Source organism: Streptomyces platensis (genome assembly GCF_008704855.1).
Taxonomy (GTDB): Bacteria; Actinomycetota; Actinomycetes; order Streptomycetales; family Streptomycetaceae; genus Streptomyces; species Streptomyces platensis.
The window spans coordinates 7,215,890-7,233,818 of record NZ_CP023691.1 but is presented as its reverse complement, the minus strand read 5'-3'; the positions used below and the strand labels follow the sequence as shown (position 1 = coordinate 7,233,818).

The window sequence follows — 17,929 nt, the reverse complement described above, 5'->3', positions numbered from 1 at the left end:
ATGGACAACAATACCAAGCTTTCGGAGTGCCCTTCACCTGCATATCCGCTGCCCACATAACCTCGTTTTATGGGCAATGAGGGACAAGTCGCGCAGATCACTGGTCCCCGCAGGCCACGTGCGCTGTCGCCGCTACGGGAGCATCTGCGGGACACCTTCTGGTTCGCGCCGTCGGCGGGGCTGGTGTGTGCCGGGCTGCTGTGGTGGGGGGCGTCGACGCTCGATCTTGAGATCGTCGCGCTGCTCCAGCGGGAGAAGGCGTACGCGGCGCTGCGGGAACTGGTCTCGATCGCCGAGGACACCAGGACGATCGTGACGACGATCAGCTCGGCGATGATGACCTTCATCGGGGTGGTCTTCAGCATTTCGCTGGTCGCGGTGCAGATGGCCAGCGGTCAGCTCACCCCGCGGGTGGTGCGGATCTTCATCCGGAGCCGGATCAGCAAGATCACGCTCAGCGTCTTCCTGGCGACCTTCCTGTTCTCGCTGCTGGTGCTCACCTCGTACGAGAGTGAGACCGACATCCGCCAGGTCACCTCGGTGCCCGTAGTGCAGAGCCTGCTGACGATGGCCCTCGTGGTGCTCAGTCTGGTGCTGTTCATCGCATATGTGTCGGCCACGCTGCGGCTGATGCAGGTGGGGCCGGTGGTCGACCGGATCACCCGGGAGACGCTGCGGATGCTGGCGCGGCAGGGCACGGGCAAGGAGGGCTCGGAGGACGGCGGCTCCCTGGCGGCCGAGACGGGGCGGGTCGCGCACACCGGCCGGGCCGGGGTCGTACGGGATGTGCATGTGGCGCGGCTGGTGCGGGTGGCGCGGCGGCAGGGGGTCGTGCTGCGGCTGCTGCCGCGGATCGGGGATTTCGTGCTGCCGGGGACGCCGGTGCTGGCGGTGCACGGCGAGACGGTGCCGCCCCGGTGGGCGTTGCGGCGCACGGTGTCGGTAGGGGTGGAGCGGACCTTCCACCAGGATCTCGGGCTCGGGCTGCGGCAGCTGTCGGACATCGCGCTGCGGGCACTGTCGCCCGCGGTGAACGATCCGACCACGGCCGTGCAGTGCCTGGACCGGATCGTGCAGATTCTCGCGGCGGTGGTGGGGCGGCCGCTCGGGGCGGTGCACCACCGGGACCGCCGGGGTGCGGTGCGGCTGGTGCAGAACGTACCGGCCTGGGCCGATCTGGTGGACCTGGGGCTGACCGAGATCCGGGCGGCCGCGCCGCACAGTCCGCAGGTCACCCGGCGGATGCTGGCCGGGATCGACGATCTGCTGCGGCTCGCACCGGAACCACGGCGGGAGCCGCTGGTGCGGCACCGCACGCTCCTGCTCCAGGCGGTGGAGCGCGCGGTACCGGCTGCCCCGGACCGGCGGTTCGCCTCGTCCCCCGACCGGCAGGGAATCGGCTGACGCCGGTCCGGGGCGCCGGCTACGGCATCAGGTGGTAGTCGGGGAAGTTGCCCGGCAGACGTTCGGACTCCGGGCCCTCGGTGACCGCGCGGACGAGGAGTTCACCGCCGACGAAGGCACCGCTCCAGGAATTGCCGAAGCCGCCGAAGAGCTCATCGCGGTCACCCCGGGAACGCGGCTTGCCGTGGCCGACCTTGAAGGCGCGGATCTGCGGTGCCAGGCGGTCGTAGGTCTCCTGGTCGTCACAGGACAGGCTGGCCACCAGGGCGCCGTTGCTGGCATTCATGGCGGCGAGGAGTTCCGCCTCGGTGTCGACGAGGACGAGGGTGTCGACCGGTCCGAAGGGCTCGGCGTGGTGGAGCGGGGAGGACGGGGGCGGGGCCAGCAGCGTGGTGGGCGGGAGGTAGGCCGAGGTGTCCTGGGACGGCAGGAAGTGACCGTCCGCCAGGCTGCCGCGGTGCAGGGGGACCGCGCCCCGGGAGATCGCCTCGTTGGTGAGGTCGGCGAGCTCCTTGGCCTTGGCGGCGTTGATCAGCGGGCCGAAGTCGAGTTCGGGGAGCGGATCGGCGGGGTCGGCGACGGCCAGGGGGTGGCCGAAGCGGACGCTGCGGACGGCCGGGAGGTAGGCGGCGAGGAAGTCGGCGAAGGCCTCACGCTGGACGACGAAACGGGGGTAGGCGGTGCAGCGCTGCTTGGCGTAGTCGAAGGTCTTGCGGAGCAGCGGCGTCAGGGCCGGCCAGTCGGTGAAATTCCAGATGCCCCAGGTGTTGAGGCCCTCTTGTTCGAGGACATGGCGTTTGCCGAGGTCGGCGACGGCGGTGGCGACCCGGGCGCCGGTGTCCCGGCCGCCGACGAACGAGACACAGCCGATCTCGGGCGAGCGGACGAGCGAGGGCGAGAGCTCCTTGCCGCTGCCGCTGACGAGGGTGGCCGGGACGCCCTCCCGGGTGGCCAGCGCACAGGCGAGGGTGAGACACACCAGACCGCCGTCGGTGGGGGTCTTGGCGATCACCGCGTTCCCGGCCAGCGCCTGCACCAGCATCGCGTGGATCAGGACCGACATCGGGTAGTTCCAGCTGGCGATGTTGCTGACCGGGCCGGGCAGCGGGGTGCGGTCGACGAGCATCCGGTCGATCTCGTCGACGTACCAGCGGACCCCGTCGATGGCCCGGTCGACGTCCGCCTGCGCGAGCTTCCAGGGCTTGCCGATCTCCCAGACCAGGAGCAGCGCGAGCAGTTCGCGGTGCTCCGTCAGCGCGTCGAGGGTGGCGGAGATCCGGGCCTTGCGTTCGGCCAACGGGACCTGGCGCCAGGCCCGGTGCTGGTCGAGGGAGGCGCGTACGGCGTGCAGCGCGGCGTCCGCGTCGAGTCGGGGCGGGCCGGCGACCGGGCTGCCGTCGACGGGGCTGGTGGCGGGCAGCGGGTGGCCGTCCGGATGCCAGGCGGCGCCCCAGAGGTTGAGAGCCTGGTCGTCGCGGAACGCCTCGGGTGCCACGGCCAGACTGCGCTGCCAGGCGTCCTGCCAGGACGTACCGGGCTTGAGTATGAGCGTCGGGGCGGGGCGGTCGCTCCGCGCCGGATCGGCGGGGGATGCGGGGGTGGTGGCCATCATGTGTCTCCGCTCTCGGTGCACGGCCGGAGGGGCAGGGTGGTGGCGCTCGGTCGGCTCCCGGAGGAGCCGTATTACTGGACGGTAGTGGGCGCGGCGACACTGCGGGACGGTCCGGCGTCAGGTATGGCGAGTGTCACTCGGCGGGGGCGGCGAGGCCACCTGGGTGAGGCGACCGTGGGGCCGGACGGTCAAGAAGTAGCTGCGCCATTCTTCGGGCGGGGCGCGCCCGAGGCGGCCATCGAGGGCCCTCTGGGGGCGCTTCGCGGCGGGGGAGCCACGGCCTTCTCCACCGGGAGCCACGATCTTCGTGGCCAGTCCCTTGCGCGCCGCACGGCAGACGAGGGCGCCCACGCGGATCGTCACCGCGCGGGCGGTCCCATGCCCTCCGTCGGACGTCCGGGGCTCAGCCCGCGGCGGGTCCGGCCTGTCCCGCCGCTTCCGCCGTCGCCTCTTCGTGCGTACGGTCGGCGATCGCCCGGTGGTGGCGGACTACCTCGCCGATGATGAAGGTGAGGAACTTCTCGGCGAAGGCCGGGTCCAGCTTGGCGTCCTCGGCCAGCCGGCGCAGCCGCTCGATCTGCGCGGCCTCCCGGGCCGGGTCGGCGGGCGGCAGGCTGTGCCGGGCCTTGAGCTCGCCGACCTGCTGGGTGCACTTGAAGCGCTCGGCGAGCAGATGCACCAGGGCGGCGTCGAGGTTGTCGATACTGCCGCGCAGGTAGAGCAGCCGCTCACGCGCCGCTTCGTCGGCAACGGAGGCCGCTTCGCCGGCCGCCGGTGCGGTCCCTTCGCTCATGTGCGTCTCGCCATTCATGGTCGGTCCGGTGCCCGGTGCGGTGTCCTGCTTCGGGTACGTCATGCCTGATCGGCTGCACATTACCCGGATGAAGGCCGGTGACCTGGGCTGGTCTCGCGGATCGGACCGAATGGCCGGAATCGGGGCGGTCGGTGCCTGCGCCACGCCCGGTAGCGGGATCCCCCACAGATCCCGCCACCGGGCCGATTCGCGCGGGGCCGCGGCAAGGGCCGCCCCCCGGATGCGGGGCGCTGAATCCGCCCCCGGCTCAAGCACCTACCCACACCGCGGCCCGGCCATCCCTCCGTCTTCCCTTGATTCGCACTGTTCTTTCCTGCCCTGCCGTCCGGGGGGCGACCCGTCGCCCCGCCCGCACGCATCCTGTCCGGCCAGGGACAACTCCTGTGAGAATGTGCCCCGTCGACCGCAGCGAGCCGACCGACCACCGGCCGCCGGACAGTGCAGGGGGCACGCACCGTATGAACACGGATCACATCCGGATCGCAGGGGCCGAGGTCGCCGTCGTGGGCGGCAGTATCGCCGGTTGCGCCACGGCACTGGCCGCGCATCGCGCGGGCGCGGGCCGGATCACCGTCCTTGAGCGCACCACCGGGCGCCTAGAGGACCGCGGCGTCGGCCTGGCGGTGCACAACGCCCGTTATGCCGAACTCGCGGCCGCCGGCTACCTGGACACCGCGATGCCGTGGGTGCAGCTGACCACCCGCCGCTGGTACCTCCGCGACGGCACCGCACCCCTCGGCCGCCGGCTCGCCGTCCTGCCCTTCCCGTTCCGCTCGTACTGCTGGGGGCCGCTCTGGCGGGAGTTACGGCGGCGGCTGCCGGAGGACACCGTCTTCCGGTCGGGCGTACGGGTGGCCGGGGTCAGCGATGCCGCGGACGGCGCCACCCTGCGGCTCGACGACGGCGAGGACGGCGGCAGCGGGGGCAGCGGCACGAGCGACGGCGTACGGGGCCCCGATGGCCGCCGTACGGAGCGTTTCGACCTGGTCATCGGTGCGGACGGTTATCGCTCGACGGTCCGTGCCGCCGCGTTTCCCGAGGTACGGCCCGACTACGCCGGCTATCTGGCCTGGCGCGGCGCCGTCCCGGCCGAGCGGCTGGCGGAGCTCGACCTCCCCGGCCTGCCGGCCACTCCCTGGGCGGTGGAGGACTGCATCTACGTGGTCTTCCCTGGCGGCCACGTCATCATCTACCGCATCCCGGACGGCCACGGCGGCCACCGCGCCAACTGGGTCCTGTACACCGCCCCGCCGGCCGGCCTCGACCTGGCGTCGGCCTCCCCCACCAGCCTGCCGCCCGGCAGCCTCACCGACGCTCTGCACCGCCATCTCACCCATGTGGCAAGCGAGTTGCTGCCGCCGTACTGGGGCGGACTGATCCGGCTGACGCCACGTGAAGACTGCTTCATCCAGCCCATGTACGACTTCACGGCGCCGCGCTACACCGCCGGCCGGCTGCTGCTCGCGGGCGATGCGGCCACCGTCGCCCGCCCGCACACAGGCGGCGGCGCGGTGAAGGCGCTCCAGGACGCCGCCGCCCTGGAGGCCGCACTGCGCGCCGTACCGGAGCGGCCGGATGCGCTGGACGCGTACGGCACCGAGCGCGGGCGGACCGGCCGGGTGATGGTCGAGCTGGGACGGCGGCTGGGCCGGCTCCTGGTGCAGGACGCCCCGGACTGGCGGACGCTGGACCAGGCCGGGGTGGCGGCCGCCTGGGCCACGGCCGATGGCTCGGGCGCGTTCGGCGGCCGCGAGCTGAAGAGCTGACGCTACGTCAGCACGAGGGGGCCATGCCGCGCGGGCCCGGCGACGGCCGCCGACGGGCCGCGGATTCACCAGGGGCGCGCGGCACGTACGGCCGAGAAGGCCCGCCCCGGAAGCGATCCGCACCTGCGCGACTACGGCGCGTACCGGCCCCTACGCGGCGCACCACCGCACCCGCCAGGTGCAGGAGAATGCGAACGTCAAGGTCACCTCGCCCGCACGGCACCGGTGGCCACGGCGATCCGCATCAGGGGCCGGTCCGGCCCTCGGCACACACAGCACCGGGACCAGGCCGGACCGGTGCGGACGGGACTGATCAGACATGGGACGGGTCACCGAGCGACGCCGCGTCATCCGCATCCGCGACGGTGCCGTGAGCACCCGCCCGGACACCCTCGTCGCCGAGGAGCCGATGGAGATCCGGGTCGGCGGCAAGCCGCTGGCGATCACCATGCGCACCCCCGGTGACGACTTCGCGCTCGCCGCCGGCTTCCTCGTCAGCGAGGGCGTCCTGGCGAGCGCCGACGAACTGGCGAACATCGTCTACTGCGCGGGGGCCACCAGCGGGGGCACCGCCGGCCCGGAGGAAGCGGAGAGCGGGGGCGGGGGCGGGAGCAACAGCTACAACGTGGTCGATGTCCGGCTCGCGGACGGGGTTCCGGTCCCGGACATCAGCCTGGAGCGCAACGTCTATACGACCTCGTCGTGCGGGCTGTGCGGCAAGGCCAGTCTGGACGCGGTGCGCACCACGGCCCGCTGGGCCCTGGACACCTCCCCCGACACCCCGGTCCGGATCGCCCCGGAGACGCTCAGCGCCCTCCCTGACCGGCTGCGGGCGGCCCAGCGGGTGTTCGAGCGGACGGGGGGCCTGCATGCCGCGGCGCTGTTCACGGCGGACGGTGAGCTGCTCGACATCCGGGAGGACGTGGGGCGGCACAACGCCGTCGACAAGATCGTCGGACGGGCGCTGCAACAGGGGCGGCTGCCGCTGTCCTCCGCTGTGCTGATGGTCTCCGGCCGGGCGTCGTTCGAGCTGGCGCAGAAGGCGGTGATGGCGGGCATTCCCGTGCTGGCCGCGGTCTCGGCGCCGTCCTCGCTCGCCGTCGATCTGGCCGTCGAGACCGGGCTGACCCTGGTCGGGTTTCTGCGCGGCAGCTCCATGAACGTGTACGCGGGTGAGCACCGGATCGCCCTGGACGCGGCGGCCACCACGGGCTGAGGCGCCGCGCGTCACCCCGCCGGCAGCGCGATCCGGGTCAGCAGCGCGATCAGCTGCTCGCGTTCGGCGGGGGTCAGGGCCGCGGTCAGCTCCGCGTTGGCCTCGTCGCCGAGCTGCTGGGTGCGGCGCAGCCGCCGGCGGCCGTCGGCGGAGATCTCGACGGCGTTCTTGCGCCGGTCCTTGGGGTCGGGGGTGCGGGTCACCAGTCCGTCCTGCTGGAGGTCGTTGACGATCGCGACCATGTCCTTGGGGTCGATGGCCAGCGTCCGGCCGAGCTCCGCCTGGGAGACCGGACCGAGTTCGGCGACCGCCGAGAGAACGGCGTGATGCATCATCCGCATGCCTTCGGCGGCCAGTGCGTCGGCGACCAGGCGGTGACCGCGGGCGGCGGCGCGGCCCAGCAGCCAGCTGGGGAGCGCGCGGATTCGGCTGGGGGCGTAGGGAGTGTCGGCCATGGGACCACCGTACCGAGAACCCATTGGAGAGCCCAACGAAAAACCATTGGAAGCCCCCATGGTTTATGGATATCGTTGGGCCACCCAATGAAGCCTGCCGGTGCTCACCGGCCGACACACCTGGAGGTGCTGCGCATGCGCCGCGTCCGATTCCATTCCTACGGTGGTCCCGACGTGCTGCGGGTCGAGGAGGCGGCGGCGCCGGTGCCCGGCCCGGGTGAACTCCTGGTCCGTACGGAGGCCATCGGCGTCACGCTGCCGTGCGTACGGCGGGTGCGCGGCGACGGCAACGGCGGCGGCGATCCGCTGCCCGCCACGCCCGGCGGCGAGATCGCCGGTACGGTCGTCGCGCTCGGCCCGGACGTCACCGGCTTCGCCCCCGGCGACCGCGTTACCTCACTCACCCTCACCGGCTCGTACACCGAACTCGCCCTCGCCCCCGCCTTTCTGGCGAGCCGGATACCGGACGGGGCGAGCGCCGTGGAAGCGGTGGCGCTGGTGCGCAGCGGGCATGTCGCGCTCGCCGCGCTCAGCACCGCCGCACCACAGGGCACCGAGTCCGTACTGATCACCGGCGCGGCCAGCGGCACCGGACATCTCGCCGTCCAACTGGCCAAGCTCCAGGGGGTGCCACGGGTGGTGGCCGCCGTCAGCTCGGCCGCCAAGGCGGAGTTCCTCCGCGAGCTGGGGGCCGATGAGGTGGTGACGTACGACCAGGAGTCCTGGGGCGCGCCCGTCGACATCGTGCTGGACGGCGTCGGCGGCGAGCTGCTGCCGCGCGCCCTGGCCGCGCTGGCCCCCGGCGGCCGGCTGATCTTCTTCAACTCCGGTGGCGGCACGGTCCCGGCGTATGAACTGCTGGCGGGCGCCAAGACGATCACCGGGCTGACGATGCGCCACTTCTCCACCGTCCAGCGGGAGCTGTACGAGGAACACCGGGCACAGCTGTGGGAGCTGGCGGGCTCCGGCCGGCTGCGGGCCGCCGTCCATGCCGAACTGCCGCTGGCCGAGGCCGCCGAGGCGCACGAGATCATCGAGGCCAGGGCGAACCTCGGAAAGGTGGTACTGCGGCCGTGAGGCCCGGCGGGGGCATACGGCAGATTCGGGGCACCCGGCCCACGCGGCACTCCCGGCCCCCGCACCGCAGTCGGCGCTCCCGGCCCACCCGGCGCAGTGCCTGCGGGCCGGGAGAGTGAATTCCGGCTGCGGCACGGAGAACCGACGCACGCTCCTTGTCGCGGTCCGCACGCGGCAGTAGCTTCCGTCGCGATGCACACATAGGACGTGGGATGTCCTGATGACCCGACGCCGATGCCTCGAAGGGCAGGCCGGACCATGACGTCAGTTCTCCGCGCACACCCCAGCCCCCGCAGCAGACCCCGCCGCCGCGCAGCGGCCCTGCTCGCCGCACTGACCGCCACAGCCCTCGCCCTCCTGCCGGCCACCCCCGTCCACGCCGCACCGGACGGTGCACCGGGCATCCCCGCCGGCGGCTTCGACCAGCAGATCCTCTTCAAGGCCTCCCAGGACCCGGGCTACTACTGCTTCCGTATACCGGCCGTCGTACAGTCCCCGCGGGGCACCCTGCTCGCCTTCGCCGAGGGCCGGCGGCACGACTGCGGCGACGCGGGCGATATCGACCTCGTCCTCAAACGCTCCACCGACGGCGGCCGGACCTGGGGACCGCTCCAGGTCATCAACCACGGCAACGGTGACACCCACGGCAACCCGGCGCCCATCGTGGACCGCCGCACCGGCCGGATCGTGCTCGCCGAGACCTACAACAAGGGCCGCGCCGACGGCCTCAGCTGCGATGTCCCCTGTGATCGCACCCCGCACCTCCAGTACAGCGACGACGACGGCGCGACCTGGTCCGCGCCCCGTGACCTGAGCGCCAGCATCCGTCCTCCGCAGTGGAACTCCTGGTACGCCACCGGTCCCGTGCACGGCATCCAGCTCACCCGTGGACGGCACGCGGGCCGGCTGGTGTTCAGCATGAACGCCGAGAGCTACGCGGACCACCGGGTCACCGCCAACCATGCCGCCCTGATCCACAGCGACAACGGCGGTGCCTCCTGGAAGGTCGGCGCGCTGGACAGCTGGCCCGTCGCGGCCGACGGGACGTTCCGTCAGAAGCCCTCGGAGATGACCCTCCTGGAACGCTCCGACGGTTCGGTCTACGTCAACGGACGCGAACAGGACGGCAGCGACCTGGGCCATCGCACCGCGGCGGTCAGCCGGGACGGCGGTGACTCCTTCACCGCACCGTTCCGCGCCCTCCCCGACCTCTACACCCCGATGGTGCAGGGTTCGGCGCTCCGTCTGCCGCACCCGCACAGCGGCCGCGGCCGCACCCTGTTCGCGGCCCCCGCCGACCCCGACCGGCGCCGGACCATGACCATCCGCTCCTCCTACGACGAGGGCCGCACCTGGGAGGGCGTCGACCGCGGCGCCCGGGTCACCACCGACTGGTCCGGCTACTCCGATCTGGTCGCCATCTCCCCCGAGGTCACCGGCCTGCTGTACGAGGGCGGTGCGGTCGACGCGCGGGACGAGATCCGCTTCGCCCGCTTCACCGAGGACTGGCTCGGCCCCCGCCGCGCCCCGGACCCCACGACCCGCGACACCGCCCCCGGCGCCCGGCCGGCGCTCGTCCTGGGCGGCGCCCGAGGCACCGACGGCCACTTCGGACAGGCACTTTCCTTCGACGGCACCGACGATGCGGTACGCCTCCCCTTCCGCCGCGCCCTGCCCCTGGGGAACCACGACTTCACCGCCGGCCTGTGGTTCCGCTACGCCGCCACCACCGGCGAACAACCGCTGCTGTGGATGGGCGGTGTGGGCGCCAGGGCCCCGCAGGTCGCGATCTCGGGCGACCCCGCCCATCACCGGATCGTCGCCCGCATCACGGCCGTCGACGGCGCCCAACCGGCCGCCGGCGCCCAAGCGGTGACCAACTCCGCCTACAACGACGGCAGTTGGCACCATCTGGCGCTACGCCGCAGCGGCGGCCGGCTGCTGCTCACGGTGGACGGCGGCGAGACCACCGTCGCCCCCGATGTCCCGGGGTCGGTCAGCCGCGGCTCGGTCTTCGGCGTACACCTCGGCCAGAAGCCCGACAGCCGCGTCCAGTTCACCGGCGCACTGGACGAGGTACGCGTCTACCGACGGGCCCTGACCGACGCCGAACTGTCCCGCGTACGCACCGAGAACGCCCCGGCGAACGGCCCGCTGGTCCTCGGCCTGCCACTCGACCGGGTACGCGGGGCCGCGAAGAACTGATCAGCACAGCGGACGAAGCCAGGGCCTGCCCGGACGTGAACGCGCCGGGCGGGCCCTGCGGCCGGTCCGGCCTGACGCCCTACCGCCGCGCCCCGCTCACCGCCGCCTCCCCCGCGGCCTCCGCCGCCGGGCTTCCCCCGGCGCCGCCCGCCGCCGCCACCGCCGGCTCCGGTCCCGCGGTGGCCGCAAAGCGCTTTGCGAGGACCGCGCACACCATCAACTGCATCTGGTGGAACACCATCAGGGGCAGCACCGCGAGGCCGGCCTGGGCGCCGAACAGGACGCTGGCCATCGGGAGGCCGGCCGCCAGGCTCTTCTTGGAGCCGGCGAAGGTGATCGCGATCCGGTCCGCCCGGTGGAAGCCGAGCCGCTTCGAGCCGTACCAGGTGGCGGACAGCATCACCGCGAGCAGCACGGCCTCCACCCCCAGCAGGCACAGCAGCCGCGGCGCGGAGACCTGGTGCCAGATGCCCTGGACCACACCGGCGCTGAAGGCGGCGTAGACGACGAGCAGGATCGAGCCGCGGTCCACCCGGCCGAGGGCCTTCTTGTGCCGGGTCAGCCGGTCGCCGATCCACCGCCGCAGCAACTGCCCGGCGAGGAACGGCAGCAGGAGCTGGCAGACGATCGAGACGAGCGATCCGGTGGAGAAGCCGCCGCCGTTCCCGTGCAGTACCAGGCTCGCCAACAGGGGTGTGAGGACGATGCCGACGAGGCTGGAGAACGAGCCGGCGCAGATCGCCGCCGCGACATTGCCGCGGGCGAGGGAGGTGAAGGCGATCGAGGACTGGATCGTGGACGGCACCAGGCACAGGAACAGCAGGCCGGTGTAGAGGGTGGGCGGCAGGACCTGGGGAACCAGCACGCGGGCGGCCAGGCCGAGCACCGGGAAGAGCACGAAGGTGCAGGCCAGAACGGTGAGATGGAGCCGCCAGTGGCGCAGACCGTCCATCGCCTCGCGGGGCGGGAGCCGGGCGCCGTAGAGGAAGAAGAGCAGCGCGACGGCGCCGGTGGCGGCCCCCTCGGCGACGGAGGCGGCGGCCCCGCGGGCGGGCAGCAGCGCGGCCAGGGCGACGGTGCCCACCAGCGCCAGGAGGTAGCCGTCCACGGGCAGCCGGGACGGGAGCTTGGACAGAGGGGGGCGGCGCATGGTCTCTCTTCGGTCGTTCGGCGGCTCGGTGCACGGGGCACGGTGGGCCGGCTTCGGTCGTTCGGCGGCACGGGGCACGGTGGCCGGTGCGGGCCCCTCCAGGGTGCCGTGAGCTGCGGCCATCGGGAACCCCGCTTACCGTGGTCACTGTGATGCCGGTCTGCGATAAGCGCCGCAGGGGCCGCAGCCCCAGGGGCCGGCCAGGAACGGAGAGCCGTGTTCGAACCCGCCCAGTTGCGCACCTTTCTCGCCGTGGCGCAGACACTGAGCTTCACCCAGGCCGCACACCGGCTCGGGCTGCGGCAGTCGACGGTGAGCCAGCACGTACGGAAGCTGGAGGAGGCCGCCGGGCGCCGGCTGTTCGCCCGTGACACCCATGCCGTGGAGCTGACCGAGGACGGCGAGGCGATGCTCGGCTTCGCCCGCACGATCCTGGAGGCGAACGAGCGCGCCGCGAGCTTCTTCGCGGGCACCCGGCTGCGCGGCAGGCTCCGCTTCGGCGCCTCGGAGGACTTCGTGCTGACCCGGATGCCGGAGGTCCTCGAAGAGTTCCGGCGGGAGCACCCCGAGGTCGATCTGGAGCTGACCGTCGAGCTGTCGGGGACCCTGCACGAGCTACTGGCGGCCGGCCGGCTGGATCTGGTGCTCGCCAAGCGGCGTCCAGAGGACGCGCACGGACGGCTGGTCTGGCGCGACCGGCTGGTGTGGGTGGGGGCCGAGCGGCTGCGCCTCGATCCGCAGCGGCCGGTCCCGCTGGTCGTCTACCCGCCGCCCGCACTGACCCGTGCCCGCGCGCTGGAGGCGCTGGAGCGGGCGGGCCGGGAGTGGCGCATCGCGTGCACCAGCGGAAGTCTGAACGGACTGATTGCCGCAACCAGGGCAGGCCTGGGCGTAATGGCACATACGAGAGGCATGATCCCGCCAGGCCTGGTCAAGATTCAGCCACGTGCCGGACTTCCGGAACTGGGCGGCGTGGATTTCGTTCTTGTGTACGGACAGCGCGACCGCGCGGCGCGGGGCCCGGCGGAGGCACTGGCCGACGCGATCCTCGCGGGCGGCGACCGCCTCCAGCTCCCCTGATCCGCGACGGCGTACCGGACAGGTCGACCGATCCGCTGTCACGTGCAGAGATTTGGTGCAGATATGGTCCCGGCGCCGTGATCGTCCGGCGTTGAACCAGCCGAACGGTGTCCCGGCTTCTCCGGAGTAACCCGATTTCTCCAGTTGGTCATTTCCTGGGCGTCCGCGTTCGCGACGTGGTACGGCTCTGCCGGATGCCGTCACGGTGGGGTACGGTCGCGGCCTTGTGAGCAACACCACGAGGAGCTGGGTCATTGCGCGAGTTCACCGTCCCGCCTCTGGCGACCGCGCCCCGGGTCGGCGGGCTGGCGGACGCTGTCTACGAGCATGCCGAATCCGATCCCGATCGCGTCGCCCTGGCGCGTAAGGACGACGCGGGGAACTGGCAGAACGTCACCTCCGGAGAGTTCCGGGACGAAGTGCTCGCCCTCGCCAAGGGACTGCTGGCCCAGGGCATCCGGTTCGGCGACCGCGTCGGCATCATGTCGCGTACGCGCTACGAATGGACCCTGTTCGACTTCGCGCTGTGGTCCATCGGCGTCCAGTCCGTACCGCTGTATCCGACCTCGTCGGCGGAGCAGGTCTTCTGGATGCTGCACAACGCGGGCGTCTCGGCCTGTCTGGTCGAGCACGAGGACCATGCGATGACCATCGGCTCGGTCGTCGACCGGCTTCCGCAGCTGCGCAAGCTGTGGCAGCTGGACGCCGACCCGGTGGCCGAACTGACCGCGGCCGGTGCGCATATCGAGGACGATGTCGTCCACCGCCACCGGATGGCCGTCACTCCGGACGCCACGGCGACGATCATCTATACCTCGGGCACCACCGGCCGCCCCAAGGGCTGTCTGATCACGCACGCCAACTTCATGGCCGAGTCCGACAACATCGTGCTGCGCTACGAGACGGTCTTCCACTCCAAGCCGGGCGACGAGGCGGCCACGCTGCTGTTCCTTCCGCTGGCGCATGTCTTCGGGCGGATGGTCCAGGTCGCCGCGATCCGTGGCCGGGTCAAGCTGGCCCACCAGCCGGAGCTGGCGGCCCGTGCGCTCCTGCCCGACCTCCAGACGTTCCAGCCCACCTTCATCCTGGCGGTGCCGTACATCTTCGAGAAGGTCTTCGCCGCGGCCCGGCGCCGGGCGGAGGCGGACGGCAAGGTGGGACCGTTCGACAAGGCCGTCGAGATCGCGGTCCGTTATGCCGAGGCGCAGGAGCACAAGGCCTTCGGGACCGGCTCCGGCCCCAGTGCATCGCTGCGGATGCAGCATCAGTTCTTCGACAAGGTCGTCTACAGCAAGGTCCGGGCGGCGATGGGCGGCCGGGTGCGGCATGCGATGTCGGGCGGGTCGGCGATGGAACGCCGGCTCGGGCTGTTCTTCGCCGGCGCCGGGGTGCGGATCTTCGAGGGCTACGGCCTGACGGAGAGCACCGCGGCCGCCACCGCCAACCCGCCCGAGCGGACCCGCTTCGGCACCGTCGGCACCCCCGTCCCGGGCACCACCGTGCACATCGCGGAGGACGGTGAGATCTGGCTGTACGGCGGGCAGGTCTTCCACGGCTACCACAACGACCCCAAGGCGACCGATGCCGTGCTGCACGACGGCTGGTTCTCCACCGGTGACCTGGGCGCACTGGACGAGGACGGCTATCTGACGATCACCGGCCGCAAGAAAGAGGTCCTGGTGACCTCCGGCGGCAAGACGGTCTCGCCGGTGGGCCTGGAGGAGCGGGTGCGGGCGCATCCGCTGGTCGCCCAGTGCATCGTGGTCGGCAACGACCGGCCGTTCATCGCCGCCCTGGTGACCCTGGACCCGGAGGCCGTCACCCACTGGCTGGCCATGCGCGACAAGCCGGAGATGCCGCCCACCGACCTGGTGCGCGACCCGGACCTGGAGACCGAGATCCGGCGCGCCGTGGTCGCCGCCAACACCCTGGTCTCCCAGGCCGAGTCGATCCGTACGTTCCGGATACTGGCCAACCAGTTCAGCGAGGAACACGGGCTGCTGACCCCGTCGTTGAAGCTCAAGCGCAAGGCGATCGAGACGGCCTACACGGTCGAGGTGGACGCGCTGTACCAGACGTGACGGGAGCGGGGGCGCCGGCCGGCACCGCGGCGCTCCCCCGTCCGGCGGAGCGGGATCGTCCGCCGGACGGACGCTGCCCGGACCGCCGGCCGCGAGGCTCCTGCCATGGATAACCGCCGTCTCACGCTCCTCGGCCGGATCGCGGTCGTCGCCTGCGTCCCGTACCTCGCACTCAAGCTGCTGTGGGTGCTGGGCTTCGACCCCGGCGTCCTGGACACCCACCGCATCGGCCGCGCCGCCTGGGTGTCGGCCAATGTCGTCACCTTCCTCCTGGACGCCGTCGCCGCCGTGGTGGCCCACACCCTCACCCGCCCGGCCGGTCTCCGTGCCCCGGCCTGGCTGCTGGCCTTCCCGCTGTGGATGGCGTCCGGACTGCTCATTCCACTGATGACGGGGCTCGCCGGCGGCAGCGCGACCGCCCTGGTCACCGGCGCCGCCAACCCGCTGTCCACCGGCAACTTCCTCGCCCCGTGGGTCTTCGGCGTGGTCTACGGCGGCTTCGCCGTCGAGGCCGTCACCCTGCTCGGCGCCTTCGTGTTGTACGCACATCAGCGCTGGGGCGGCCTGCTGCGCCGTCCGCTGCGCGCGCTGCCGGACACCGGCACCCGGGCGCTACAGCGGATCTTCGTGGTGCCCGCCGCGGTGCTGCTCGCGGCGCTGGGCACCGTGCACGTGCTGTGGGGCGCGGGCTCGACGCTGGGTGTCCCGGCGGCCGATGCGGCCTCCCGTACGGTCATCAGCTCCGCGTCGGAATGGGCCGCCGGCCTGCTCTCGCTCGCGGGCGCGGCCGGGCTGCTGCTCCTGGTACTGCCGGGCCCGCTGCCCGGGCTCCGGGTGCGTACGCCGCTGTTCCTGGCCTGGTGCGGCAGTGCCGCGGCGTTCGCCTGCGGCGGCTGTCTGTGGCTCGGGCAGGCGGTGACCGACGGCCTCTCCCCCGGCGCCGCCGCGGTCCCCGAGGGGCTCCCGGGCCTGGTCGGCGCCCTGGAGCTGTGCGCCGGACTGGTGGTGCTGTGCGCCGGGTCGTTCGCGCTCTGCGAACTCACCGCCGCGACCCGCTCCACACCCGCGTCCGGGGGCGGTCCCCCGGCCCCGCCCGCGGCGCGTGCCCGGGAACACTCCGCGTTTCGGGCATCCCGTCCCGCTGCACGGGAATGCGTGTCGGCGGATGATCGTTGACATCCCTGAACAAGAAAGCCGACGTAAGGATCGATCCCCTCGTGAGCAAGGTTCCGTCCATCAAGCTCAACAACGGCGTCGCGATGCCGCAGCTCGGCTACGGCGTCTGGCAGGTCGAGGACGAACAGGCGGCCACCGCCGTCGGCCAGGCCCTGGACGCCGGGTACCGCAGCATCGACACCGCGATGATCTACGGCAACGAAGAGGGCACCGGCAGGGCGCTCGCCGCCTCCGGCGTCGCCCGTGACGAGCTCTTCGTCACGACCAAGCTCTGGAATGCCGACCAGGGCCACGACGCGACGCTGCGCGCGTTCGACACCTCCCTCGCCAAGCTCGGCCTGGAGTACGTGGACCTGTATCTGATCCACTGGCCGCTCCCGGCCCGGGACACGTACATCGAGACGTACCGGGCACTTGAGGAGATCTACGCGGACGGCCGCGCCAAGGCCATCGGTGTCTCCAACTTCCTGCCGGAGCATCTGGAGCGGCTGATGGGCGAGACCTCCATCGTCCCGGCCGTCAACCAGATCGAGCTGCACCCGCAGTTCCCGCAGGCCGCCTCCCGTGCCTTCCACGCCCGCCACAACATCGTCACCGAGGCCTGGTCGCCGATCGGCCAGGGCAGGGGCCTCCTGGAGGACCCGACGCTCGTGAAGCTCGCCGCCAAGCACGGCAAGAGCCCGGCCCAGGTCGTGCTGCGCTGGCACGTCCAGCTCGGCAATGTCGCCATCCCGAAGTCCGTCACCCCCTCGCGCATCGCCGAGAACATCGACATCTTCGACTTCGAGCTGGACGACGCGGACCTCACCGCGCTCGCCGGCCTGGACACCGGCACCCGCCTCGGCCCGGACCCGGCCGCCTTCGACGTGGTCTGATCCGCCGCCCGTATTCGGCGCCGCCCGGCTGTTCCGGGCGGCGCCGAGTCGTACCCGAGTGGCGGGCTCGGCGGACGGCGGTGACTGTGGAGGGTGAGTGTGGGGTGGCTCCCGAGGCCTGCCGACCGGGGCCGCGACCCCTCCGCGTTCTGCTCCTCCCGTATGCCTGAACGGCGGGAGGTGCCCCATCGAGGAGGCCTTGATGCCTGAAGTCACAGCTCCCTACCAGCCCGGGACGCCCTGCTGGATCGACCTCGCGGCCCCTGACCAGCAAGCGGCCATCGACTTCTACGCCCAGGTCTTCGGGTGGACCGGAGAGATCGGGCCCCCGGAGACCGGTGGCTATGCGGTCTGTGAGCTCAACGGCAAGCCGGTCGCCGGAATCATGGCCGCGGTCGAGATGGGCGGCCAGCCCGCACCGCCGACCGTGTGGACCACCTACCTGGCGGCCGCCGACGCGGACGCCACCTCCGAAGCGGTCCGGGGGGCCGACGGCACGGTCCTGATGCCGGTCATGGACGTGATGACGCTCGGCCGGATGTGTATCGCGGCCGACCCCACGGGAGCGGTGTTCGGCATCTGGCAGCCCAGGGACTTCCCCGGCGCCGGCATCGTCAACGAGCACGGCGCGCTGATCTGGAACGAGCTCAACACCACCGACCCGTCCGCCGCCGCCGCGTTCTACAAGTCGGCCCTCGGCATCGAGAGCGCCCCCATGGAAGGCGCCGACAACTACTACTCCCTCCAGGTGAACGACCGTCCGGTGGGCGGGATGCAGCCGATGTCCGAGCAGATGCCGGCCGACACCCCCTCGCACTGGCTGGCGTACTTCTCGGTGGCGGATGCCGACGCGACGGTCGAGAAGGTGACCGCGGCCGGCGGCGCGGCGCTACAGCGTCCCTTCGACATGATCGCCGGCCGGATGGCCGTGGTGAGCGACCCGCAGGGCGCGACGTTCGCCGTCATCACTCCCAAGCCGATGAATCAGGGCTGATCCGAGAGCCGGTGAATCAGGGCT

Annotated in this window: 14 protein-coding genes; 10 read left to right on the top strand and 4 right to left on the bottom strand. The window is 72.2% G+C overall.

Annotated features, from left to right (window positions below; all coding sequences use genetic code 11):
* Positions 1-69 precede the first annotated feature (69 nt).
* Positions 70-1,404, top strand: a complete 1,335-nt coding sequence (locus CP981_RS31980; protein ID WP_085922616.1) for a DUF2254 domain-containing protein — start codon at positions 70-72, stop codon at positions 1,402-1,404.
* A gap of 19 nt (positions 1,405-1,423) precedes the next feature.
* Here CP981_RS31980 and CP981_RS31975 read toward each other — a convergent pair whose 3' ends face one another.
* Together CP981_RS31975 and CP981_RS31970 are read right to left on the bottom strand one after the other, a co-directional pair.
* Positions 1,424-3,013, bottom strand: a complete 1,590-nt coding sequence (locus tag CP981_RS31975) for an aldehyde dehydrogenase family protein (RefSeq protein WP_085922617.1) — start codon at positions 3,011-3,013, stop codon at positions 1,424-1,426.
* 406 nt (positions 3,014-3,419) lie between these two features.
* Complete coding sequence (locus tag CP981_RS31970) at positions 3,420-3,809, bottom strand: chorismate mutase (RefSeq protein ID WP_085922772.1); 390 nt, start codon at positions 3,807-3,809, stop codon at positions 3,420-3,422.
* Between the two features lie 479 nt (positions 3,810-4,288).
* On the opposite strand from CP981_RS31970, the gene CP981_RS31965 reads away from it, so the two are divergent.
* Both CP981_RS31965 and fdhD read left to right on the top strand, forming a co-directional pair.
* Positions 4,289-5,596 carry an FAD-dependent monooxygenase gene (locus CP981_RS31965; RefSeq protein WP_085922773.1) on the top strand — a complete coding sequence of 436 codons (1,308 nt, stop codon included), beginning with the start codon at positions 4,289-4,291 and terminating at the stop codon, positions 5,594-5,596.
* 319 nt (positions 5,597-5,915) lie between these two features.
* Positions 5,916-6,812: a formate dehydrogenase accessory sulfurtransferase FdhD gene (gene fdhD, locus CP981_RS31960; protein WP_085922618.1), complete on the top strand. Its 897-nt coding sequence runs from the start codon at positions 5,916-5,918 to the stop codon at positions 6,810-6,812.
* An 11-nt stretch (positions 6,813-6,823) separates the two neighbouring features.
* Here the strand turns inward: fdhD and CP981_RS31955 are convergent, their stop codons facing one another.
* Positions 6,824-7,267, bottom strand: coding sequence for a MarR family winged helix-turn-helix transcriptional regulator (locus CP981_RS31955; RefSeq protein ID WP_085922619.1), 444 nt, complete (start codon positions 7,265-7,267; stop codon positions 6,824-6,826).
* 135 nt (positions 7,268-7,402) lie between these two features.
* Between CP981_RS31955 and CP981_RS31950 the strand changes: the two genes are divergently transcribed.
* Positions 7,403-8,344 carry a quinone oxidoreductase family protein gene (locus tag CP981_RS31950; RefSeq protein ID WP_085922774.1) on the top strand — a complete coding sequence of 314 codons (942 nt, stop codon included), beginning with the start codon at positions 7,403-7,405 and terminating at the stop codon, positions 8,342-8,344.
* Positions 8,345-8,602: 258 nt separating this feature from the next.
* On the top strand, positions 8,603-10,549 hold the full coding sequence (locus CP981_RS31945; RefSeq protein ID WP_085922620.1) for a sialidase family protein: 1,947 nt from the start codon (positions 8,603-8,605) through the stop codon (positions 10,547-10,549).
* Between the two features lie 79 nt (positions 10,550-10,628).
* Here the strand turns inward: CP981_RS31945 and CP981_RS31940 are convergent, their stop codons facing one another.
* The gene (locus tag CP981_RS31940) at positions 10,629-11,699 is read right to left on the bottom strand and encodes a bile acid:sodium symporter family protein (protein WP_085922621.1); all 1,071 of its coding nucleotides are present in this window, start codon (positions 11,697-11,699) and stop codon (positions 10,629-10,631) included.
* A gap of 216 nt (positions 11,700-11,915) precedes the next feature.
* Between CP981_RS31940 and CP981_RS31935 the strand changes: the two genes are divergently transcribed.
* The 5 genes from CP981_RS31935 (at position 11,916) to CP981_RS31915 (ending at position 17,905) form a co-directional block, all read left to right on the top strand.
* Positions 11,916-12,779 carry a LysR family transcriptional regulator gene (locus tag CP981_RS31935; protein ID WP_085922622.1) on the top strand — a complete coding sequence of 288 codons (864 nt, stop codon included), beginning with the start codon at positions 11,916-11,918 and terminating at the stop codon, positions 12,777-12,779.
* Between the two features lie 254 nt (positions 12,780-13,033).
* Positions 13,034-14,860 (top strand): AMP-dependent synthetase/ligase, encoded by a 1,827-nt coding sequence (locus CP981_RS31930; protein ID WP_244329877.1) that lies wholly within the window; start codon positions 13,034-13,036, stop codon positions 14,858-14,860.
* A gap of 105 nt (positions 14,861-14,965) precedes the next feature.
* Positions 14,966-16,036, top strand: a complete 1,071-nt coding sequence (locus CP981_RS31925) for a hypothetical protein (protein ID WP_085922623.1) — start codon at positions 14,966-14,968, stop codon at positions 16,034-16,036.
* A 41-nt stretch (positions 16,037-16,077) separates the two neighbouring features.
* The gene (locus CP981_RS31920) at positions 16,078-16,911 is read left to right on the top strand and encodes an aldo/keto reductase (RefSeq protein WP_085922624.1); all 834 of its coding nucleotides are present in this window, start codon (positions 16,078-16,080) and stop codon (positions 16,909-16,911) included.
* Positions 16,912-17,113: 202 nt separating this feature from the next.
* The gene (locus tag CP981_RS31915; RefSeq protein ID WP_085922625.1) at positions 17,114-17,905 is read left to right on the top strand and encodes a VOC family protein; all 792 of its coding nucleotides are present in this window, start codon (positions 17,114-17,116) and stop codon (positions 17,903-17,905) included.
* Positions 17,906-17,929: the final 24 nt, after the last annotated feature.